At 44.0% G+C, this 21,825-nt stretch carries 19 protein-coding genes, 1 tRNA gene, 1 rRNA gene and 1 riboswitch; of the genes, 9 read left to right on the top strand and 12 right to left on the bottom strand.

The window, feature by feature from the left end:
• Positions 1–26: 26 nt before the first annotated feature.
• The 3 genes from VPNCDNU1_RS25515 (at position 27) to ggt (ending at position 3,413) form a co-directional block, all read left to right on the top strand.
• Positions 27–827 carry an AraC family transcriptional regulator gene (locus VPNCDNU1_RS25515; protein ID WP_104402982.1) on the top strand — a complete coding sequence of 267 codons (801 nt, stop codon included), beginning with the start codon at positions 27–29 and terminating at the stop codon, positions 825–827.
• Between the two features lie 63 nt (positions 828–890).
• A complete protein-coding gene (locus tag VPNCDNU1_RS25510; protein ID WP_104402981.1) occupies positions 891–1,556 on the top strand; it encodes a LysE family translocator in 666 nt (221 codons plus the stop codon).
• Between the two features lie 99 nt (positions 1,557–1,655).
• Positions 1,656–3,413, top strand: coding sequence for a gamma-glutamyltransferase (gene ggt, locus VPNCDNU1_RS25505; RefSeq protein WP_104402980.1), 1,758 nt, complete (start codon positions 1,656–1,658; stop codon positions 3,411–3,413).
• A gap of 794 nt (positions 3,414–4,207) precedes the next feature.
• Here the strand turns inward: ggt and uvrD are convergent.
• The gene (gene uvrD / locus VPNCDNU1_RS25500) at positions 4,208–6,379 is read right to left on the bottom strand and encodes a DNA helicase II (RefSeq protein WP_104402979.1); all 2,172 of its coding nucleotides are present in this window, start codon (positions 6,377–6,379) and stop codon (positions 4,208–4,210) included.
• Positions 6,380–6,655: 276 nt separating this feature from the next.
• Here uvrD and VPNCDNU1_RS25495 point away from each other — a divergent pair, with 276 nt between their 5' ends.
• From VPNCDNU1_RS25495 to VPNCDNU1_RS25480, 4 genes are all read left to right on the top strand, one after another.
• On the top strand, positions 6,656–6,916 hold the full coding sequence (locus tag VPNCDNU1_RS25495) for a BufA1 family periplasmic bufferin-type metallophore (RefSeq protein WP_101111426.1): 261 nt from the start codon (positions 6,656–6,658) through the stop codon (positions 6,914–6,916).
• Positions 6,917–7,062: 146 nt separating this feature from the next.
• Entirely contained in the window at positions 7,063–7,911 is an 849-nt protein-coding gene (gene bufB, locus VPNCDNU1_RS25490; RefSeq protein WP_104402978.1) for an MNIO family bufferin maturase, read from the top strand.
• Positions 7,892–8,671, top strand: a complete 780-nt coding sequence (locus VPNCDNU1_RS25485) for an HvfC/BufC N-terminal domain-containing protein (protein ID WP_104402977.1) — start codon at positions 7,892–7,894, stop codon at positions 8,669–8,671. The genes bufB and VPNCDNU1_RS25485 overlap by 20 nt, the downstream gene beginning before the upstream one ends.
• On the top strand, positions 8,668–9,123 hold the full coding sequence (locus tag VPNCDNU1_RS25480) for a DoxX family protein (protein WP_104402976.1): 456 nt from the start codon (positions 8,668–8,670) through the stop codon (positions 9,121–9,123). The genes VPNCDNU1_RS25485 and VPNCDNU1_RS25480 overlap by 4 nt, the downstream gene beginning before the upstream one ends.
• A 560-nt stretch (positions 9,124–9,683) precedes the next feature.
• Here the strand turns inward: VPNCDNU1_RS25480 and tsrA are convergent.
• Positions 9,684–9,968: an H-NS-like global regulator TsrA gene (gene tsrA, locus VPNCDNU1_RS25475; RefSeq protein WP_101111430.1), complete on the bottom strand. Its 285-nt coding sequence runs from the start codon at positions 9,966–9,968 to the stop codon at positions 9,684–9,686.
• Between the two features lie 124 nt (positions 9,969–10,092).
• On the bottom strand, positions 10,093–11,289 hold the full coding sequence (locus VPNCDNU1_RS25470) for a multidrug effflux MFS transporter (RefSeq protein ID WP_237324220.1): 1,197 nt from the start codon (positions 11,287–11,289) through the stop codon (positions 10,093–10,095).
• Positions 11,290–11,392: 103 nt separating this feature from the next.
• Between VPNCDNU1_RS25470 and VPNCDNU1_RS25465 the strand changes: the two genes are divergently transcribed.
• Both VPNCDNU1_RS25465 and VPNCDNU1_RS25460 read left to right on the top strand, forming a co-directional pair.
• Positions 11,393–12,343 (top strand): LysR family transcriptional regulator, encoded by a 951-nt coding sequence (locus tag VPNCDNU1_RS25465; RefSeq protein WP_104402974.1) that lies wholly within the window; start codon positions 11,393–11,395, stop codon positions 12,341–12,343.
• Positions 12,344–12,512: 169 nt separating this feature from the next.
• The gene (locus VPNCDNU1_RS25460) at positions 12,513–14,300 is read left to right on the top strand and encodes an aminopeptidase P family protein (protein WP_104402973.1); all 1,788 of its coding nucleotides are present in this window, start codon (positions 12,513–12,515) and stop codon (positions 14,298–14,300) included.
• A gap of 318 nt (positions 14,301–14,618) precedes the next feature.
• Here VPNCDNU1_RS25460 and thiH read toward each other — a convergent pair whose 3' ends face one another.
• From thiH to VPNCDNU1_RS25415, 9 genes are all read right to left on the bottom strand, one after another.
• Entirely contained in the window at positions 14,619–15,731 is a 1,113-nt protein-coding gene (gene thiH / locus VPNCDNU1_RS25455) for a 2-iminoacetate synthase ThiH (RefSeq protein ID WP_104402972.1), read from the bottom strand.
• A gap of 5 nt (positions 15,732–15,736) precedes the next feature.
• Complete coding sequence (locus tag VPNCDNU1_RS25450; protein WP_104402971.1) at positions 15,737–16,498, bottom strand: thiazole synthase; 762 nt, start codon at positions 16,496–16,498, stop codon at positions 15,737–15,739.
• Positions 16,499–16,500: 2 nt separating this feature from the next.
• Positions 16,501–16,710 carry a sulfur carrier protein ThiS gene (gene thiS / locus VPNCDNU1_RS25445; RefSeq protein ID WP_104402970.1) on the bottom strand — a complete coding sequence of 70 codons (210 nt, stop codon included), beginning with the start codon at positions 16,708–16,710 and terminating at the stop codon, positions 16,501–16,503.
• Positions 16,710–17,477, bottom strand: coding sequence for a HesA/MoeB/ThiF family protein (locus VPNCDNU1_RS25440; protein ID WP_104402969.1), 768 nt, complete (start codon positions 17,475–17,477; stop codon positions 16,710–16,712). Before VPNCDNU1_RS25440 ends, thiS begins: the two co-directional genes overlap by 1 nt.
• A 4-nt stretch (positions 17,478–17,481) precedes the next feature.
• Positions 17,482–18,675, bottom strand: a complete 1,194-nt coding sequence (locus VPNCDNU1_RS25435) for a thiamine phosphate synthase (protein ID WP_104402968.1) — start codon at positions 18,673–18,675, stop codon at positions 17,482–17,484.
• On the bottom strand, positions 18,676–20,616 hold the full coding sequence (thiC, locus tag VPNCDNU1_RS25430; RefSeq protein ID WP_104402967.1) for a phosphomethylpyrimidine synthase ThiC: 1,941 nt from the start codon (positions 20,614–20,616) through the stop codon (positions 18,676–18,678). It lies immediately after the preceding gene.
• Positions 20,617–20,752: 136 nt separating this feature from the next.
• Positions 20,753–20,868: riboswitch (TPP riboswitch) on the bottom strand.
• 50 nt (positions 20,869–20,918) lie between these two features.
• Complete coding sequence (crcB, locus tag VPNCDNU1_RS25425; protein ID WP_104402966.1) at positions 20,919–21,302, bottom strand: fluoride efflux transporter CrcB; 384 nt, start codon at positions 21,300–21,302, stop codon at positions 20,919–20,921.
• Positions 21,303–21,501: 199 nt separating this feature from the next.
• A 5S ribosomal RNA gene (gene rrf / locus VPNCDNU1_RS25420) occupies positions 21,502–21,618 on the bottom strand.
• A gap of 50 nt (positions 21,619–21,668) precedes the next feature.
• Positions 21,669–21,744 (bottom strand) — tRNA-Thr (locus VPNCDNU1_RS25415).
• Positions 21,745–21,825 lie beyond the last annotated feature (81 nt).

Below are 21,825 nucleotides of genomic sequence, written 5' to 3'. Positions count from 1 at the left end.
TGTTTTCGATTAATCAGACTTAGGTTATGGACAACGTTAAATACTCTCTATCTGGCGATCCCAGTATCCAACTAATAGACGCCGATTATAAGAAGTTTGCCTTTTCTCGCCATTACCATCTCGACTTTCATATCGGGTTGATTCAGCGCGGCGTTCAAAACTTCAACCACTCAGGTAGCCGTCATCAAGTTGGTCAAGGGCAGATTATTGTCATGCCGCCAGATGAAATGCATGACGGTCATTCAGAGTTGCAGAGTGGCTATCAAGTGAAAGTGTTTTCGGTAAAACCAGAATGGTTTACAGATCAACTGGATCTGGGTAATAAACAAGCAATGACACACTTTACTCAGTTGATCATTAACGATCCTGCACTTTTCCACCAATTATCCTGCCTTCACACACAACTTATGCACAATAGGGTTTGCCAACTTGCGCAGGATTGTTTGCCTTTCGAAGGTTTCGACAGCATGTTGGATCGATATGGAAGCCTAAAGCCAGGAGTGGCTTTGCCTTTAGGTAAGACAACGATTCAATCTCTGCGTGAATACTTAATGGGGAACCTTGATCAGCCCATACGATTAAAGGCTTTGGCCGATATGTGTGACCTAACACCTTCTCAATTCCAGCGCCATTTCAAAGCCAGTATGGGGATAACACCTTACGCTTGGTTAATGAGGTTGAGAATGGAGCAAGCACTTAGCCTACTGTTGTATGGAGTCAACAGCATCAATGTCGCCATACAAGTTGGGTTTTACGATCAAGCCCACTTCGTTAAAGCCTTTAAAACCACCTATGGCACGACACCTAGTCAAGTTCAGTGTCACTAATTTACAAGATCTCTTGGTATCCATTTAAGATAATGGGGTTCTTTGCACTTTAGAGTCTGTTAGATGAATGAAACTACGCTATTGCTCACCCTTGCCACAGTCCATTTTATAGCGCTATTAAGCCCGGGACCGGATTTTGCGCTTGTGGTTCAAAATGCCAGCCGACATGGCAGGCAAACTGGCGTCTACATTGCATTTGGGCTTTCCGTTGGCATTCTATTGCATTCGGTCTTCAGCCTCACTGGCGTCAGTTACCTTGTTCACCAACACCCTTCTATCTTTCAGCTGTTGCAAGTCGCCGGTGGTGGTTACTTACTTTATCTCGGCTTGGGCGCACTTCGATTTGTCTTTCAATATAGGAACCAACCTATTTCCCAAGCCCCCTCGGCACCCAATATGGTGCTAAGTAATCGTAAACAAGCCTTTTTACGTGGATTTATCACCAATATTTTAAATCCGAAAGCGTTAGTCTTCTTTGTCAGCCTTATGTCTTCACTTGTCCCTGCCAGTATGTCCTTAAGCGGAAAAAGCGCAGCGCTTCTTATCTTATGGAGCCTTTCCTTTGCTTGGTTTTCGGCGCTCGCATGGATGCTTTCTACGGCTCGCTTTCAAGCAAAGTTGAAACGCATGTCGCTGTACATTGATGGACTATGCGGGCTGATATTTACAGGCATTGGACTCAGTATCTTGTATCAAGTTTTGAGTAACGTATTCACTTCTGGAATTTAGGCGTAGCAAATCTGGTACATTGCTTACAAAAGCATCTCCCGTATATAGACCGAATTCCGTTGTCCTGACAGGCTGAAGATCCAACAAAAGGAGAAGCTTATGTCATGGAAAACAACTCTCACACAAATGACGTCCTGCTCACTCTTGCTTGTCAGTTCCTTTGGCTTTGCAAATCAGGCAGCAGATGGCGTTGCACCGGAAGAAAGTACCGGGCTTGAAAATAAAACACTAACCACAGCTAAGAAATGGATGGTCACCGCCGCAAACCCAATTGCAACGCAAGCAGGGGCGGATATTCTCGCTGCTGGCGGAAACGCCATCGACGCAATGGTGACGGTTCAATTCGTTCTCGGACTCGTAGAACCCCAATCCTCCGGAATTGGCGGCGGCGCTTTTCTGGTGTACTGGGATGCCAAAGGCAATCGCCTCACCACCATTGATGGCAGAGAAACCGCTCCTTTGGCGGCAACCCCGACTCTATTTCAAGATGAACAAGGCAACCCGCTCAAGTTTTATGATGCTGTTGTCGGTGGTCGCTCTGTTGGTACCCCTGGAACTGTTAAATTGTTGTGGGATACCCACCAGCAACATGGAAAGTTATCTTGGAAGCAAGTCGTTCAGCCAGCAATCGACCTAGCGCGAAAAGGGTTTGCGATCAGCCCTCGCCTTGCTGGCTTGATAGCAAAAGATAAAGAACGCTTGAGCCGCTTTGATTCAACAAAAGCGTACTTCTTTAATGCCGATGGCACACCGAAAGCCGAAGGTACGATGCTTAAGAACCCTCAATACGCGGATACTCTGGCTCAAATTGCAAACAATGGGGCGAAAGCATTTTATTCCGGCAACATTGCAAAAGACATTGTAGAAACTGTGCAAAATGCACCAGGTAACCCAGGGGTACTTGGTATGCAGGATTTTGCAAATTACCGAACAAAAGAGCGCGCGCCTGTCTGTGCTCCCTATCTGTCTTATGACATATGCGGCATGGGTCCTCCAAGTTCTGGCGCATTAACGGTAGGACAGATCCTCGCCATTACTGAAAAGTTTGATTTGAAGAAGCTCGGTGCTGACAACCCAACCAGTTGGCAGATCATTTCTGACGCTTCTCGTTTAGCTTTTGCGGATCGTGGACGCTATATGGCTGACAGTGATTACGTGCCAATGCCGACACAAGGGCTACTCGAATCAGGCTACATTGCTGAGCGTGCTAAGTTAATTACCCCAAGCAAGGCACTAGAGAATGTCAGCGCAGGTTCACCTCCATGGAGCCATGCCATGCGTTTAGCCGATGATGAATCCATTGAACTGCCCTCCACCAGCCACTTTAATGTTGTGGACTCGGAAGGCAACGTTGTCTCAATAACCACGACCATAGAAAACGCCTTTGGATCGCGCTTAATGGTTCGTGGATTCTTGCTCAACAATGAATTAACGGACTTTTCTTTCAAAACGCATAAGGATGGAGCTCCCATAGCAAACCGACTTGAGCCGGGGAAACGACCTCGTTCTTCAATGTCGCCAACCATCATCATGCAAGATAACAAACCTTACATGGCGATCGGTTCGCCAGGGGGAAGCCGTATCATTGGTTACGTGGCTCAATCCATCATCGCGCATTTACAGTGGGGAATGGATATTCAACAAGCCATCAATCAACCTCATTTGGTCAACCGATTCGGCACGCTAGATGTCGAGAAAGGGACCGCTGCCGAGTCCATGCAGCCAGCACTTGAAGGCATGGGGTATAAGGTGAACATTCGCGATCTCAACTCAGGATTGCATGCCATTCGAATGAGCGAAGGCGGCTTAGAAGGTGCTGCCGACCCACGCCGTGAAGGTGCCGCTGTTGGTGAATAGGTGAATCTAGACGTTGTGCCAACGCCCTTGTGAGAGATCTCTTACAAGGGCGTAAGTGAACGCGGTTTCATTTATATCAACAAGAGAAAGGAATAAACATAAGGCATTGATATAAAACAAATAAGACTATATTGATGCTTATTTAAGCAAAGGTTTTTCCTACCCGTATATTGAGGAAAATCCTCAATCTCTTAATATTAACCCTGTCGGAAGGATGCTGACACGGAACAGGAAAAGCCAAGGATTTGGTTATCTTCAGGATGAAGATTTGATTATTTAGGATGAATAATCAGCATGGAGCAAAAAAGGACATTGAACGGACTCAATCGTTATCAGGAAGATAGCGCAAGGAAGACAATGGACACCTCTAGGATGAGGCAAGGAACAAACATCAGGATGATGTAAAGGACACCGCTCAAGGAACAAGTGAGCACGCTAACGAGGAACGTTGGCTGATCAGGATAAGATCATGGACACCGCTAGGATGGCGATGAAAAGGATTATGCTGAAGGATTCAGTATTGCTATCAAGGATTTGATGCATGGAGCAACTTTAGTAGCCGGATTGCTGCGAGTAAGATTATAACCCCGATGGGCATTGCTCTCGGGGTTTTTCTTTATCTGTACATAAGTAACCTTTCAGCCTAACGGTTTTATCACCTGTGCCAGTATTCAGTGATAAAGCTAGTCAGTGATAAAGCTAGTCAGCGATAAATATAGCCAGAGATAAAGCGAACCTGTAATGAGACAAAAAAAGCCCGCTTGCGCAGGCTTTGATTCCATTCATTGTCGCGGTTAGAGCTTTTCTAGCTTGGCGAATGCCGTTACTAACCATTTAATCCCTTCACCATTGAACGCGACTTGGACACGGCTTTGAGGACCACTGCCTTCAAAGTTAATAATCGTCCCTTCACCAAATTTCGGATGCATCACCCTCGCTCCTAATGAAAAGCCCGTTTCGTTGAAGTTTTCTTTCACGACTTGCTGACTAAACCGCCCAGATGATGCCGGTCGGCTCACTTGTGCTTTCATTCGAACTTCATCCAAGCACGTTTCAGGCAGTTCACGAATAAAGCGTGAAGGTTTATGGTACTTATCTTGCCCGTATAGACGACGCATTTCCGCGTAAGTGATGTAGAGCTTCTCTTTCGCTCGTGTCATACCCACATAGCAAAGGCGTCGTTCCTCTTCTAATCTGCCCGCTTCTTCAGCCGACATTTGGCTTGGGAACATCCCTTCTTCGACACCAACCATAAATACGAGGGGAAACTCCAACCCTTTAGCACTGTGAAGAGTCATGAGCTGCACCGCGTCATCGAATTCGTCAGCTTGTCCTTCACCCGCCTCAAGAGCAGCGTGCGTGAGGAATGCCGTGAGTTCTGATAGTTCTTCGGCTTCTTCTGGCTTTTCAAATTGACGAGTGGCGGTTACCAACTCCTCAAGGTTTTCAATTCGAGCTTTCGATTTTTCGCCTTTTTCTTGTTCGTACATCGCGTACAAACCAGAATTCTTAATCACATGATCGGTTTGGTGATGCATCGGCATTTCAAACGTATCGTCTTCAAGTGCATTGATGAGCTCAATAAATCGACTTAACGCACCAGCGGCTCGTCCGGCTAGAACCTTTTCTTCCAACAACGCTTGTGAGGCTTGCCAGAGTGTGGCACCACGATCTCGCGCAGCAAAGCGGATAGTTTCGAGTGTTTTATCCCCCATTCCACGGGTTGGCGTATTCACAACACGTTCGAATGCGGCATCGTCATTCCGGTTAGACATCAAACGCAAGTAACACAATGCGTCTTTGATTTCTTGCCGTTCGAAGAATCGCATACCACCGTAGATACGGTAAGGTAATCCGGACTGAATTAACGCTTCTTCCAGAACACGGGATTGGGCGTTATTACGATAAAGCATGGCGGTGTCGTTCAGTGCCCCACCTTTCTCTTGCCACTCTTTTATTTTGCTCACGGTAAAACGAGCTTCATCGAGTTCGTTATAAGCCGAATACACAGAGATAGGCTCGCCGTCATTGCCATCCGTCCAGAGCTCTTTACCCATGCGTTCCGTATTGTTGGATATCAGTTCATTAGCTGCCGATAAAATGGTCTTGGTTGAACGATAGTTTTGCTCTAACCGGATGGTTTTTGCGCCGAGAAACTCATCAAGAAAACGCTGAATGTTTTCGACTTTCGCACCACGCCACCCATAAATGGATTGGTCGTCATCACCCACGATCATGACGCGTGCCTCAGGTCCCGCCATCATACGAAGCCAAGCGTATTGAATGTTGTTGGTATCTTGAAATTCATCGACCAAGATATGTTTAAATCGCGCCTGATAATGCTCGCGGATGTGCTGCTTATCTCGAAGCAACTCATGCGCACGGAGCAGTATTTCAGCAAAATCCACCAGCCCTGCTCGGTCACACGCTTCTTGGTACGCGGTGTATATTTGAAGGTTTGTTTTAGTAATGGGGTCTTGATAGCAATCGATGTGGCTTGGGCGCAAACCTTCGTCTTTCTTGGCGTTAATCCACCAAGCAGCTTGCCTTGCAGGCCACTGTTTTTCATCGAGGTTCATGGCTTTGATCAATCGACGCAGAAGTCGTTGCTGATCCTCAGAGTCCAATATCTGAAAGTCTTCTGGAAGCTTTGCATCCAAGTAATGCGCCCGAAGAATTCGGTGGCAAATACCATGGAAGGTACCGTTCCACATTCCCGACGCGCTGCCCATCATGAGTTCTTCGATACGCCCACGCATTTCGGCTGCAGCCTTATTGGTAAACGTCACCGACATAATAGAAAACGGAGAGGCATTCTCGACAGCCATTAGCCAAGCAATTCGGTGTACCAGCACGCGTGTTTTACCACTGCCTGCTCCTGCAAGCACTAGCATATTTTCAAGTGGGGCAGCTACAGCTTCGCGTTGTTTGTCATTCAAACCATCAAGTAATAGGGAAGCGTCCATCGTTTTCTACTGTGTATTTATACATAACTAGTCATTATAACCGAATTCCAATCAAGAATAAGGTTGAATTCACAATAAATATTCCAAATAACAACCGCCTTAAAATCAATACATTACAAATCTTTTAAAAAATAAGTAAAAAAAAATCGCGTTTTTTGTGAAAGATTTGTCGTTCATTCCTAATCTTATTCTGTAAGCAACCTGACAAACGCTTGTCCATCGCGAAACAGGTTGTCTTTATTAAAGAAACTAAGGATCAAGTTCGAGGATTGAAATATGAAAAAGTCTAATCTTGCTGTTACTGCTGCTGTTACGGGCCTTCTTGCCATCGCTGGTACTACTCTAACTGCTACTTCTGCGGTCGCAGCAGAAAAAGAGAAATGCTATGGCGTTTCCAAAGCAGGTAAAAACGACTGTGCAACCAAAACTAGCTCATGTGCTGGTACGTCTAAAGAAGATTTCCAAAAAGACGCTTTCATCGTAGTACCTAAAGGTCTTTGTGACCGTTTGGCTGGTGGAAGCAACACGTCTTCTTAAGCCTTTCCCTCTTAGCCATTTCAGGGCGATGAGTCATGCTTATCGCCCTAATTTATGGAGTGGCTTTGTGAAAAAGGCTTGTAATCGCTAAACGCTTACAGCTCAGCAATATTGGTTAAGTCTTGATGAGCCCACCGGAGAGAGACATGCACAACAAAGTTGGCGTTGGATTAAGAACACCACATTTGGATTACTTTTCTGAGGAAGCCACTGGATTGAGCTGGTTGGAAATCCACAGCGAAAACTACTTTCTTCCTAATTCACTGCAACGCCAGCAGCTTAATCAAATCGCGAACAACTACGACATTAGCTGCCATGGTATTGGGTTGTCTTTAGGTTCGGTGGAAGGTGTTAGTCAGTCACATTTGGCGCGGCTAAAAAACCTAGTCAGTGACCTACAACCCATTCTCGTTTCTGATCACTTAAGCTGGAGTGAAAACGGCGGTCATTACTTTAACGATCTTTTGCCGCTTCCCTATACGGAAGAAGCATTGGATGTATTTTGTCGGAATGTACTGCAAGTTCAAGATTCAATAAAGAGGCCGTTACTCATTGAAAACCCATCGAGTTACGTGAAGTTTTCTCACTCAACGATAGATGAATGGGTTTTTCTGTCAGAAGTACAAAAGCGTACTGATTGCCGATTATTGCTCGACTTCAATAACATTTATGTCAGCGCGTTCAACCATGGCTTCGATAGCGAAGAATACTTAGCAGGCATCGATGCTACAAAGGTTGATGAGATACACCTTGCCGGTTTCACCATTAAGCAGCATGAGAAAGGGGAAATCTGGATCGATACCCATAGTCGCCCTGTTTGTGATGAAGTTTGGTCGTTATTTGATGCGTGGATAAAAGAACATGGTGAGCGACACACTCTTATAGAGTGGGACTTGGATATTCCTGAGCCTCAAATTTTGATTCAGGAGGCAAGTAAAGCCAGTCACTACTTAATGCAGATCCAAGGAGAGTCTTATGGCGCTTTCCCTCGCTGAGCTACAAAGTCAGTTTGCCAAGGCACTGCATTACCAAGCCACTGGAGAGTCCTGTGATTTAGTGTCAGACGAGTTTTCTGCAGACGAGCGTATGCAGATTTATCGCAATAATTTCGTGATGAGTTTGTGCGAAGTGATAGAAGCTACTTACCCCAAGGTGTTAGCACTAGTGGGTGAGGAATGTTTTCAACAACTTGCACGCCAACACGTTTTGACTCGTCCTTTAACCGAAGGCGATGTCTCGGGATATGGTGAAGGATTTGCAGACACGATACGACAGTTTGATCAAGTTATCGCTGCCGTACCTTATCTTTCAGATATCGCTGACATGGAATGGAAACTAGACTTAAGTGAAATGGCATTATCTTTAGCAAAAAAAAAGCCATACTTATCTTTGGAAAAGCTAGCTTCCGTTACTGAAGCACAACAGCCGTCGCTTGTCTTTCATCTTGCTTCAAATATTCAGCTTATATCCAGCCAATTTGCCGTTTTTTCTTTGTGGGAAGCCCTAGAAAAAGAGAAATTTGACGGGCTGGAACTGAACAACGCCGAGCAAGGCGTCTTATGGCTTGATTCCGCTCGCCACCTTCATATTGATCCCATATCAGATGAAGTACATCTACTTATTCAATCTTGTTCGATGGGGTTATCCCTAGCAGAAATCGAACCCGATTTATTAGGACATTTGAACACTTTAATGGCTTCAGGCTACTTAGATGGGTTCAGTATAAAAGAACAACAAACAGAGGAAGAATTATGAGTTCAGCTATCCGAAATATTATCGACATCTATGACGAGATCATAGACAAGCTTCAAGCTGGATTTATTCCATTGTTACTCGTATTTTGCCGTTTGTGGGTAGCCTGGGTCTTTTTCAATTCAGGGCTTACCAAAATTGCATCATGGGACAGCACTTTGTATCTCTTTGAATTTGAGTATGTTGTACCACTGCTACCTTGGGAGTTTGCTGCATACTCGGGCACAGCCGCAGAACTGATTCTACCTGTATTTCTGGCGCTCGGGCTATTTACGCGCCCAATGGCCGCCATTTTATTTGTATTTAACATTATTGCCGTTATCTCTTACCCGCTTCTATGGGAGAAAGGCTTCTACGATCATCAGCTATGGGGTTTGATGATTCTCATAAATGTCGTTTGGGGGGCAGGTCTGATTTCAGCTGACCATATTTTAAAGAAAAAGCTTACTCAATAACCAATCTCCCTTTAGTTAAGTAGCAACCTGTAAGCTACCTACCAATTAGCCCCAGTTTCTGGGGCATTTTTTTCAACGCCTCTAAGCCATAAGTGCTTGTCTTAGGTTCCAATAAACACTCTATTAACATCTATATCATTATCATCGTCTGTGCAGTAAACACTGATGCAGTTGAGATGAAGATAGAAGATTGATGTATTTCGTCACCACGTCCATCCCTCACCGTGGATGACCAAGGCGGCAGTAATAAAGCCGCCTTTTTTTATCACCCTATGCTAACTGAGCTACATATCCAGACTATTTAGAGCAAGTACCTCGTTTTTAATGCTTCAGGTATGCAGCTATCAATAAGAATGTAGGTGGATAAGTCTTAAGATATTAATGGCAGATATTGAAAATATAATTAGGTAAGGTTGGATGAGAGCCTAAATTATTAATTTGAATAATTTTGAGAAATATATTAACAGCCAAAAGCCTTTCGTATTTGCTAAATATTGCTAGGAATTCCGCAGATAAATTAAAAGCCAGCACTGAGGCTGGCTTTTAATTTTAGAATCCGATTATTTCTTAGAAAGGAATTCTTTCAATTCATCTGGTGAAATACCTTGTTGAGCCAATTCAGCAGCGAGTTGCTGAACACTTTCACTCTTACGTGATTCAATCACTTGCTGAAATTGATAAACAATATCTCTTAGCATATGCAAAGGAACTTGTTTGGCTGCGCTTCGAATACGCTCTTCACTCTGATTCCCGAGTTCACTAAGCAGTTTTCCGAACATTACTTTTTCTGGAGACTCTTCTAATTGCTCTAAAATACGAGCCATCTCATATGTTGTCATCGACATTGAATATGTATCTTCCAAATAGATCGGGGAAATAATTATATATGTGCCGCTAAATATACACCCCTTTCGCTGTTGGGAAAACAATCAATTTCAATTATTGGGCATTTATATTTAGAAAAGGCAGTTAGCTTGTTGCTTCAGCATGCCAATTCCTACCTACATGGCTGTAAAGAATGATTAGTGCTGGTGCCAAAAGCCACATATGCAAAGCAATTAGAGTCTCTGGCTCAAATGACAACCTTTGCATAATACCAACCATAAGACCAGAACCACTCATTTGAAATAACCCCAATAGAGCCGCCGCTGTACCGGCTTTATCACCAAATGGTGCCAGTGCCTTTCCTGCACCAGCGCCCATGATACTTGCAAAGCCTACCGATGATAAAAAGATGGGTAACATAAACCCTAAAGGCGTTTGCCACGATTTCATACCGAGCATCATGGCACCGCCAACCAACAAGGTGACAATACCAAATACCAAGGTACCGTGCGTGCCCCAGCGATCCATCAGCTTTGGCGCTACCATGCAAAAAACGATATTAATGATGGCATTGATCCCAAACCAAAAGGTAAAGGCATTCATCGAGATCCCCATGTTAGTCATTAACACTACAGGCGCAGACGTTACATAAGCCAAAATGACAGCCATTCCTAACATACAAAGCGATGCATGAAATATAAAACTGGGGTGTTTTAGTACGCTAAAATATCTCGTAGGTTTAAATAGTGGCTCTTCTGAACGTGATGGATTGGTTTCTTTGAAATTCACCAGCATCATAATACCACCCACCACAGCAAAACCCGCCATAAAGCTGAAGTTACTCCGCCAACCAAACTGTTGGGTTAGCCAGCTCCCTAAAATTGGTGCCAATGCAGGTATAAAGCATATTGCCCCGTTTAGGTAACTGATCATTCTGCCGCTTTTTTTAGGTCCAAACATATCGCGAACTGTTGCAAAAGCTGCTACCGATGTTGCGCAAGCACCGAAGCCTTGCAGCAGCCGAGCCATTAGCATCCACTCAATGGATTGAGCAACCCACGCCAAATAAGCGCTCAACCCGTAAATAACTATGCCTCCTAATGCAACAGTTCGACGTCCGTATCTGTCGGCAATGGGACCTGCAAATAGCTGCCCAACACCCATAGCAAATAAAAACCAAGTCACCGTATCTTGAGCAAGCGTCGCTTCCACTTGAAACGCTTTTGCCATTGTTGGCAACGCAGGAAGATAGATATCGATTGCCATAGGGCTAAATAGCACCAGCATGATAAGCATGGAGAATTGAAGCCTTGATACTTTTTCTGGGTTTATTGCCGACATAATAACCATCACTTCTGTTTTCTTAGAACGCAGTTTATTATCGTAGTGATATGAATGGAAATGGACTGTTTTCATCTCAGATATTCCACAGGGGAATTTCTTAATGAACATTGAACAACTGGGTAGAATCGACCTCAACCTTCTGGTTTGTCTTAACGTACTGCTTGAAGAAAGAAACGTAACTCGAGCTGCTTCTCGGCTCTGTCTAACCCAATCGGCGGTGAGCAAGTCTCTCGCGAAATTGCGCACGCAATTTGATGACCCATTATTTTACAGAAGTGCACACGGATTAAACCCAACACCACGCGCACTGTTACTTAAACCTAAATTGGAAGCTCTGATCTATCATTTGGAATCCATAACACAACCAGAAAATTTTGACCCAAAAACATCCAATCGTCGATTCCATATATCATTGGTTGAAAGTGTGTACCCACTTATCTTGCCCCACTTTCTTCCCAAGCTTTTTCAAGAGTCACCAGGCATCAAACTCACTACACACCCTTGGAATAAAGAAACCTTTAAACTTCTTCAATCGGGAGATATAGATTTCGGTATAACAGGAAAAGACATCGATATTACCGATGCCACCCTAACCATGTTGCCCCCAAGCGACATAGAAATGCAGGAAATATTTCAAGACCAACAGGTTTGCTTGGTTCGAAAATATCACCCTGTATTGAGCCGCCATTGGGATTTAGATGCGTATCTTGCAGAGCGACATGTTCAAGTTCGATGTGATGGAAACGATCGCTGGTTACTTGACTACAAGCTCGCCGACAAGGGCTTGGAACGTGACATCGCATTGTATGTTCCCGATTTCAACAGCGCTGCTAGCTTGTGTACCTATACCGATTTTGTTTTCACCGCACCCAGACATTTCGCCCAGTACATCTCTGGATACCTCGACTTGGTATTATTGCCTTTACCCACGGATCTGCCTCCAATGGCTTATACCCTTTTCTGGCACAAAGACAGAAAACAAGACGCCGCTCTTAGCTGGTTTAGGGACATCATTACCTCGCATACACACCACTTAAACAAAGAAACTTGAAGCTCAGTGATTGACTAACTGAGGCTATATTTTGATACGTTTAAAATTGCTTACAAGCCCGATACCATCTCCCAGTAGAATACATTGCTTGTCTGTTAAAAAAACGATAGTTTGTACGCAATTTCGTCGTAAGCACGGATAATTAGACAGTCGAAAAGGAATCATACGGATGGATGTCATGATTAAACAAAGAGTAGAAGCCCTTCGTCGCTGGTTAAGCGAAAACAACGTTGATGCAGTCATCATTCCCCACGAAGATGAATTTTTGGGAGAATACGTTCCTGCTCATCACGAACGTTTACTTTGGGCTACCGGGTTTACAGGCTCAGCTGGTGCAACTGTGATCACTGCTGACAAAGCTGCAATTTTTGTTGATGGTCGCTATACCGTTCAGGTAACGAAACAAGCTCCTGCCGAAGTGTTTGAATACTGCCATTTAACCCAACAACCTCCTCTAGACTGGGCACTGGAAAATCTTTCGACCAATGACAAGTTAGCGATCGATCCTAAAATGCACTCGCATTCTTGGCTTTTAAAAGCACAAGACAAAGTCGCCAATAAGCTTGAGTTGGTACTTGTCAACGACAACCCAGTCGATCATATCTGGTCCGACAGACCCGCTCCAGTCTATACAGATGCTCGCTTAATGGGGCAAGAACTCGTTGGACAAGCAAGTGAAAGTAAGCGTCAAGAAATCGCTGAAATTGTGAAAGAAAACCGTGCCGATGCAGCATTGCTAACACAGCTTGATTCCATTTGTTGGCTGTTGAATGTTCGTGGCTTGGATGTCTCTTGCTTACCGGTACTTTTATCACATGCGATTGTTCATTCCGACGCTAACGTAGAGTTCTTTATCGATCCAGCACGCTTACCAGGCGATTTTTCAGAGCATGTCGGTCAAGGTGTTACGGTTTATTCTCCAGAACAACTTGAATCTCAGCTTCACGCGCTCTCAGGCAAAAATGTCTTAGTAGACCCCGTAACAAGCAACGCTTGGTTTACACTGACTCTACAAAATGCCGGTGCTGAAGTTATTAATGGTGACGACCCATGTTTACTTCCGAAGGCAGCGAAAAACTCAGCAGAAATTGAAGGAATGCGCGCATCGCACCTTCGTGATGGTGCCGCAATGGTTAACTTCCTGTCATGGCTTGATGCCGAGGTAGAAGCAGGAAATTATCATGATGAAGGTCTTCTCGCAGATAAGCTTCATGAATTCCGTAAGGCCGATCCAACGTTGGCAGATTTAAGCTTTGACACTATTTCTGCTTCAGCTGGCAATGGCGCAATGTGTCACTACAATCACATGAACCAACCAGAGCCCGGTAAGTTAGAACCAGATTCACTTTACCTAGTGGATTCAGGTGGTCAGTACCCAGATGGTACAACAGACATAACACGTACTATTGCGATAGGTAAACCTAGCCACGACATGATCCAGCAATTTACGTTGGTTTTGAAAGGTCATATTGGTCTTGCTAATGCAATATTCCCTCATGGAACAACAGGGCACCAACTAGACATTCTTGCGCGTCAGCATCTTTGGGCAAATGGCTATAATTTTGATCATGGTACGGGTCATGGTGTTGGGCATTTCCTAAGTGTTCATGAAGGTCCTCAGAGAATCGCGCCTGTCGTTAATAACGTCGCTCTACTGGAAGGCATGGTACTTTCTAATGAGCCAGGTTATTACCGTGCTGATGAGTTCGGTATTCGAATAGAAAACTTGGAATTGGTCGTTGAAGTTGAAACGCAAGGCGATACGAATATGCTAGCGTTTGAGTCACTAACGCGATGTCCTATCGATAAGCGCAATATTGATGTTGCTCTTTTGACCGATCCAGAATTAACTTGGTTAAACAGCTACCATTCAAAAGTGTGGGATGAGATCAGCCCGTTAGTATCTGGTTCATCGTTAGGTTGGTTAAAGCAAGCTACTGAGCCACTAGCTCGATAAAATTTCTGAAGAGTTCAAAAAACGAAAACCCCGCTAAGTTTAGCGGGGTTTTTATATGGATAATATAATACCAATCGTAGTAAGTAATTACTCATTCTAGCTTGTTAAAACACTCGATAACTGCGTTAAAAAATTTGATTGTAGAATAACTACTTATCGAAATTTTTTGCCTTGTTCTCAAGCGTTTTCCCTTCGCTATTTATGAACACTTACTTACTGTGATTGGTATAAGTCAAAACGATACGAAGTTGGATCACTGTGTTTCACGTGAAACATTTCCCAAGAAAGTCCTTTCTAATCACCTTCAGGAAAAATCACTTACCCAGAATAAGCGTGGTGCCAATCTTTCCAAACAGGTTCAAACCCCTTACTCCTAACGGCGTTTGCCACTTGAGCGGAAGAACGCTCGTCGCTTATCGCAAACTGCTCAAGTTCTTCTTCATCATTGGCGTATCCCCCTGGCTGAGTCTTTGAAGCAGCTGAAATACTTGTTACACCAAGAGGTAATACATTGTCTCTAAATTCTGGCGACTCTCGAGTCGAAAGGGAAAGTTCAACTTCCGGATTTAGCATCCTGTAAGCGCATATCAACTGAACTAGCTGTTTGTCGGACATCACTGACTTTGGCTGCAAAGATCCTTCACAAGGCCTCAATCGAGGGAAAGAAATCGAATAGCGGGACTTCCAATAAGTCTGTTCCATATAGTTAAGATGAGCAGCAACAAAGAAACAATCCGTTCTCCACTCTTCCAACCCAATCAGTGCACCCATACCAATTTTATCTATACCTGCAGAAGCCAATCTATCAGGAGTATTCAAACGATAGTTAAAATCCGTTTTGTTGCCACGTAGGTGATGCTGACCGTAGGTCGATGGGTGATACGTTTCTTGGTAAACCATAACCGCATCTAAGCCGAGTGTTTTTAACTCTGCATAACACTCTTGGTCCAGAGGTTGAACCTCCATAGCCAAATAGCTAAATCGTTCTTTTATGGCTGGAACTACTTCGCGAAAATACTTCATGCCGACTTTTGTTTCATGCTCACCCGTTACGAGCAAAACCGAATCGAAGCTCATTTTCTTGATCGCATCAATTTCCAACTGAATATCATCCACGTTCAATGTTCTGCGCTTAATTCGATTCTCCATAGTAAAACCACAATAAGTACAAGAATTCGCGCATAGATTTGACAGGTACAATGGAATATAAAACCCTATAGTATTGCCAAAACGTTTTCGTGTAAGAGCGTAAGATTGTTGTGCCATTTGTTCCAGAAAGGGTTCCGCTGCAGGCGAAATAAGCGCTTTGAAATCTTCTAAATCACGCTTTGATTTCGATATTGCTCTTTGTACATCTTCAGACGTTTTACTGTAGATAGACATGCGGATCTCATCCCAATTCATCTTTACAAACTGGTCTGAAAAACTCATATTGATCACTCCAAGAATGATGTGAGTGGACTAGATGCGACAGCGTGATTCACTTGCCCCGCCAAACCAGCTTCGTAACCTAGGCGTCCACTTTCAACAGCAAGCTTAAAGGCTTTAGCCATTTGAACTGGGTCAGCTGCAGCTGCAATTGCCGTATTTACCAATACTGCGTCGGCGCCAAGCTCCATGGCTTTTGCAGCGTGAGAGGGGGCACCTATGCCTGCATCTACAACAACCGGAACATTTGCTTGGTCGATAATGATTTCCAGAAAGTCCTGCGTTGCGATGCCTTTGTTTGAACCAATAGGCGCACCTAATGGCATTACCGCAGCACAACCCACTTCTTCAAGGTGCTTACAAAGTACCGGATCAGCATGGCAATAAGGTAATACGATGAACCCTTGCTCAACCAGCTTTTCCGCAGCTTTTAGAGTCTCAATGGGATCCGGCATTAAGTATTTAGGATCTGGGTGAATCTCCAACTTAAGCCATTTTGTATCCAATGCTTCACGAGCTAACTGTGCTGCAAATATCGCTTCTTTAGCATTCTTTGCGCCCGATGTATTTGGCAGTAAATCAATTCTATTTCCAATAAGAGGGGAAAGTATGTCGTCGTCCTTGGTATCGAGATCCACTCTCTTTAACGCCATCGTCGCAAGCTGGGAGCCAGAGGCAATAATGGCCTCGCTCATCACTCGGCTGTTTGCAAATTTTCCGGTCCCCGTAAACAAACGAGAATCAAATGTTTTCCCTGCTATCGTTAACATCTTTAACCTCCGGCAATTGCTCTAAATACCACAACATCGTCACCCGCTTTTAAGCGAGTATCAGACCACATTGTTTTGGTTTGAACTTCTTGGTTAACTGCAATTGCAATGCCCGCCAGTTCAATTTTTTTGTTTTCCAGCAAATCGACAAGTGTCATTTCATTTGAAATCGAAATTGACTCGCCATTAAATGTAATTTTTAACGTACTCATTATTTTCCTTGAGTATCAAAAGTTGAGTTGCACACACTACAAGAATTGTCTTTTGAAATAGCAAATTGATGGAACTGCATAGATAATCCATCGAACAGCGTAAGGCGATTCGCTAAGTCTCGTTCTAATGTGACTAAACGAATAGCGACGAGAGCTTGATGAGTTCCAATGATCCCAACGACCGGACCCACCACACCAGATTCTGAGCAACGCGTATTGGGTTGTGACTCATTGATTGGATATAGGCAGTGATAGCAGGGATCTGAGTCTTTATACATGAAGGTAGCCAATTGACCTTCCCAACCGATCGCTGCTCCTGATACCAAAGGTGTTTTCGACTTATAACAAGCGCGATTAATCTCTTGCCGTGTTTCAAAATTGTCTGTGCAGTCTAGGACGATATCGGCTTGCATGCATTCAAGTTCGAGCCGATTACCTTTTAGTTTCTTATTGATTACTCGGACGCGTGCACCTGAGTTAATCTTAGTGATGGCGTTTTTTGCCGCAGCTACCTTGGCCAAGCCTATATCTTCACTTGAGTAAAGTATTTGCCTCGGGAGGTTACTCACCTCAACAACATCATCATCAGCAATAACAATATGACCTATACCCGAAGCAGCAAGATGCTGAATGGCAGAACACCCTAACCCACCACACCCAACAACCAAAATGCTTGAATCTCTTAGTTTTGCTTGTCCGATCTCTCCAATCTCAGGTAACGCTACCTGACGCTGATACCTCAGAAACTCAGAATCTGTAATCGTCACGGAACTACCTACTACTTAGAATTTCATGAAAATCGCTAATAGCTTTCTTTGGGTCAGAACTTAGTGTAATCGCGCGAACAACGGCTAAGCTCGATACGCCACAGTTCCACACCAGTGGTGCTCGTTCTAAGTCAATTCCACCAATCGCAACGGTGGGAAACTTTCCTGATAGTGCTTGGTAAAGCTTAAGCCTCACTAACCCTTGAGGACGTGAAGGCATTACTTTAGTGGTTGTTGGAAATATATGACCAAGTGCTATATAGCTAGGATTGACCTGTTTGATTCTAAGTATTTCGTAGTAACCGTGAGTGGATAAACCTATCCGTACGCCAGCTTTTGCTATCTGGTCAAGATCGGCGAACTCTAGATCTTCCTGCCCTAAATGCACGCCATAAGCGCCATGCAATACTGCTAATTGCCAGTAATCATTAATATAGACTTGAGCGTTATACTGACGTCCTAATTCGATTGCCTTTGTAATCTTTGTTTCTAGCTCTGGGTCATCAGCATTTTTTATCCGAAGCTGTGCTGTCTTTACTCCAAGTTCCAGAAGTCGTTCTACCCATTCCACCGTGTCTACAACCGGATATAAGCTAAGATATTCGGCATTTGTATCAGGGAAAGGCAAAGTGTTTTCTATATCCCATCCTACATGGATATCTAATAGCTCATCAGAGAGTATCGGTGTTGGAAATTCCAATAGATTCTGAGGCCATGTTTCACGTGAAACATCAGATCGTACTGCACCTCTTGCTAACACGAGTGCATCTTCAATTGGAAAATCAAGTACAAGAGATGTCAGTAACCAAGCCAGATAAGATTGCTGTTCCTGTCTAGATAATGGTGCTCCTTCAAAGCTCAACGCTCTATTGGATTCAACATGACACCATAGATCAACAAGTTGAAAATCATGATAAACGTCAATCAGCAATAAATTTGGCTCTTTTGATAGCTGGGATAAAGCCAAAGGCGAAGCCTGACCATTTGAAAATCGGCAAACATGAGTTGCTTCCCTATCCGATTTATCAAATGAAAGAGACACACACCTGTCATCAACGTAGCATTGCGTCAAATGAGTTGGGCTTACACCCAACTCGATATCAGCAATATCAAAGCCTTGCTCCTGCGCTAACAACAGTCTAGATTGAACGAGACCTGTTAACTCGACTTGAGCCTTTGGCAGTAATAGCTGAGCCATTTAATCCTCCAAAACACTCTGCTTGGCAGGATGGTACAACTCTGAACCAGTCGCTTTAAACTCTTCGGATTTCCTGCGCATACCTTCCAACGGGTCATCGAGCATCTTAATCTCAATGGCCTGATCTTGAGCGACTTGCTTGGTGTCTTTTGCGTATTCCCTGACTTCCTGAGAAATCTTCATTGAACAGAACTTTGGACCGCACATTGAACAGAAGTGAGCAACTTTTCCTGACTCTTGTGGAAGTGTCTCATCATGAAACTTACGTGCGGTTTCAGGATCTAGACCCAAGTTAAATTGGTCTTCCCAGCGGAATTCAAATCGAGCTTTTGAAAGCGCATTATCGCGAATTTGAGCACCAGGATGCCCTTTAGCTAAATCTGCTGCGTGCGCCGCTAACTTATAGGTAATCAAACCCGTTTTAACATCTTCTTTGTTGGGTAAGCCTAGATGCTCTTTCGGTGTCACATAGCAAAGCATGGCACAGCCATACCAACCAATCATAGCTGCACCGATACCTGAAGTAATATGATCGTAACCAGGGGCAATGTCTGTTGTTAATGGGCCAAGAGTATAAAATGGAGCTTCATGACAGTGCTTAAGCTGCTCGTCCATGTTTTCTTTGATCATGTGCATTGGGATATGCCCAGGACCTTCTATGATTACCTGAACATCATATTCCCACGCTACTTTAGTTAACTCACCTAAAGTTCTAAGTTCAGAAAACTGGGCTTCATCGTTCGCGTCTGCTATCGAGCCTGGGCGTAAGCCATCACCAAGTGAAAGCGCCACATCGTACTTCGCACAAATTTCACAGATTTCACGGAAGTGGGTATACAGAAAGCTTTCCTGATGATGAGCTAAACACCATTTCGCGATAATAGAACCACCACGAGATACGATACCGGTGACACGCTTTGCTGTCATAGGCACGTAGCGTAATAGCAAACCAGCGTGAATAGTGAAGTAGTCTACCCCCTGCTCTGCCTGTTCGATTAGAGTATCTCGCATGACTTCCCAATTGAGGTCTTCAGCGACGCCATTCACTTTTTCTAGTGCTTGGTACATAGGAACAGTACCAATGGGAACAGGGCTATTACGCATGATCCATTCACGTGTTTCATGAATGTTTCGACCTGTAGACAAGTCCATTACTGTATCGCCGCCCCACCGAGTCGACCAAACAAGTTTTTCAACTTCTTCCTCGATTGAAGATGACACAGCGGAGTTGCCAATATTCGCATTTACCTTAACAAGGAAATTACGCCCAATAATCATAGGTTCTGATTCAGGGTGGTTAATGTTGGAAGGAATAATAGCGCGTCCTTCAGCGACTTCTTTACGAACAAATTCAGGAGTAATTTCTTTAGGAAGATTCGCACCAAAGCTTTCACCTGGGTGTTCGATGTTCAGTTGATCATCAGCAAATTTGTGACGCTGCAAATTCTCACGAATGGCAATGTATTCCATTTCTGGGGTAATGATGCCTTGGCGAGCATAGTGCAACTGAGTAACACACTGACCTTGTTTAGCACGTCGGATTTTTGGAAGGTTGCCATAACGCAAATCGTCTAACGTATCGTCTTCCAAACGCTCTTTGGTGTAAACTGAGCTCACATCCGACAAGACTTCAGTGTCATTTCGCTCTTTAATCCAATCTTCGCGTAGCTTCGGCAGACCACTATAAAGGTCAATCTCATGTTCTGGATCGGTATAGACCCCAGACGTATCGTAGACACGTATTGGTTCATTAGGCTCGAATATTGGGTCTTTTTTAGTCCCGCCAACTAAACTGTCTGCGAGAGAGATCTCTCTCATTGGCACTCGAATATCACTTCTAGAGCCTTCTACATACACTTTGTGAGAGTTTGGATACGGTTGAGTCGACAGGTTATCAATAAACTGTTTGGCTTCCAGTCTCGCTTGCTTGCGATTCGACATAGCATTTTTCCTTGCAATCATTATTTTTAGGACAAAGTCCCTAGGAAGAAAATGCTTGGCGGATTGTTGTTACAAGAGGGCAAATGTGCGTGAGTAACGCCATCTGAAAGTAGATAGATCCCGACTAATATCAGGTGAGGTATCTTCTCTTGTTCCCTTCGCAGATATTAGTCTGATCAGGTTCAACGGATCCCGCTAATGCGGTCTCAGCTCGCCCAATAAGAATTAAGCGGAGCACTCCGACAAGTGAAGCCAGTATAAGGGAAAGGTTAGGTCAAAACCAAGACCAAAGTTTAAAAAGATTAACTTTTAATCAACAATTGAAAGCCAATCCATGCAGCAGAGATACTCAGAACCACATTCAGTAACACATTTATACCCATTTTAAAAAATGCCCCTTGCTGCATGAGTAAAACGTTATCCATAGAGAAGGTAGAAAAAGTAGTTAATGCCCCAAGGAACCCTAGCCCGATTATCTGCCTCCAAGGCTCCGTGGCAAGGCTTCCATTCTCGAATGAAGCTATCAGCATTCCCATCGCTAATGAACCCACTACGTTCACGGTGAGCGTGCCATATGGAAACCCTCTACCAAATAGGCTTGCGCATATCTCTGACACCAAAAAGCGAGAGCATGCGCCAAATGCACCACCCAATGCTATGAAACCAAGAATGGATAACTGTCCCATCAATACCAACCCTAATTTATATGTTAAAGCTATTCTATCTCTATATATGCAAAAATTCGTTTTTAATTTCGGGTAATACTCGACACAAAGAAGGTTAAATATAAAAAGTTACAGGAGTCACCTTTTGTGATGCGAAGCATACTTTTTATCTCCGATAAACGAAAAAGCCCTGATCAATGATCAGGGCTTGTCAATTTGAACCTGGCGATGTCCTACTCTCACATGGGGAAACCCCACACTACCATCGGCGCTATTGCGTTTCACTTCTGAGTTCGGCATGGAAATCAGGTGGGTCCACAATGCTATGGTCGCCAAGCAAATTTGTTTTACTCTTAGACTGTCTTACAATCTGAAAGCAATAAATAATGGTGCTAGTACCCAGATTTGAACTGGGGACCTCACCCTTACCAAGGGTGCGCTCTACCAACTGAGCTATACCAGCACATTCAATTCTTATATGCGTTGGACTAAAAAAGCCCGTTTTTTCAAACGGGCTCTTTCAATAAATTTAAAGCCTGGCGAT

This window comes from Vibrio penaeicida (assembly GCF_002933855.1).
Taxonomy (GTDB): domain Bacteria; phylum Pseudomonadota; class Gammaproteobacteria; order Enterobacterales; family Vibrionaceae; genus Vibrio; species Vibrio penaeicida_A.
This window is presented reverse-complemented; position numbering and strand designations above follow the sequence as displayed.

Coding starts and splice junctions, on each gene's coding strand:
- ggt (WP_104402980.1), top strand. CDS start 1,656: ATGTCATGGAAAACAACTCTCACACAAATGACGTCCTGCTCACTCTTG.
- VPNCDNU1_RS25470 (WP_237324220.1), bottom strand. CDS start 11,289: ATGTCGGCAATAAACCCAGAAAAAGTATCAAGGCTTCAATTCTCCATG.
- VPNCDNU1_RS25480 (WP_104402976.1), top strand. CDS start 8,668: ATGAGTTCAGCTATCCGAAATATTATCGACATCTATGACGAGATCATA.
- crcB (WP_104402966.1), bottom strand. CDS start 21,302: ATGGGACAGTTATCCATTCTTGGTTTCATAGCATTGGGTGGTGCATTT.
- thiS (WP_104402970.1), bottom strand. CDS start 16,710: ATGAGTACGTTAAAAATTACATTTAATGGCGAGTCAATTTCGATTTCA.
- VPNCDNU1_RS25510 (WP_104402981.1), top strand. CDS start 891: ATGAATGAAACTACGCTATTGCTCACCCTTGCCACAGTCCATTTTATA.
- VPNCDNU1_RS25435 (WP_104402968.1), bottom strand. CDS start 18,675: ATGGCTCAGCTATTACTGCCAAAGGCTCAAGTCGAGTTAACAGGTCTC.
- VPNCDNU1_RS25485 (WP_104402977.1), top strand. CDS start 7,892: ATGGCGCTTTCCCTCGCTGAGCTACAAAGTCAGTTTGCCAAGGCACTG.
- VPNCDNU1_RS25495 (WP_101111426.1), top strand. CDS start 6,656: ATGAAAAAGTCTAATCTTGCTGTTACTGCTGCTGTTACGGGCCTTCTT.
- thiH (WP_104402972.1), bottom strand. CDS start 15,731: ATGAGTTTTTCAGACCAGTTTGTAAAGATGAATTGGGATGAGATCCGC.
- VPNCDNU1_RS25515 (WP_104402982.1), top strand. CDS start 27: ATGGACAACGTTAAATACTCTCTATCTGGCGATCCCAGTATCCAACTA.
- VPNCDNU1_RS25465 (WP_104402974.1), top strand. CDS start 11,393: ATGAACATTGAACAACTGGGTAGAATCGACCTCAACCTTCTGGTTTGT.
- tsrA (WP_101111430.1), bottom strand. CDS start 9,968: ATGTCGATGACAACATATGAGATGGCTCGTATTTTAGAGCAATTAGAA.
- thiC (WP_104402967.1), bottom strand. CDS start 20,616: ATGTCGAATCGCAAGCAAGCGAGACTGGAAGCCAAACAGTTTATTGAT.
- uvrD (WP_104402979.1), bottom strand. CDS start 6,379: ATGGACGCTTCCCTATTACTTGATGGTTTGAATGACAAACAACGCGAA.
- bufB (WP_104402978.1), top strand. CDS start 7,063: ATGCACAACAAAGTTGGCGTTGGATTAAGAACACCACATTTGGATTAC.
- VPNCDNU1_RS25460 (WP_104402973.1), top strand. CDS start 12,513: ATGGATGTCATGATTAAACAAAGAGTAGAAGCCCTTCGTCGCTGGTTA.
- VPNCDNU1_RS25450 (WP_104402971.1), bottom strand. CDS start 16,498: ATGTTAACGATAGCAGGGAAAACATTTGATTCTCGTTTGTTTACGGGG.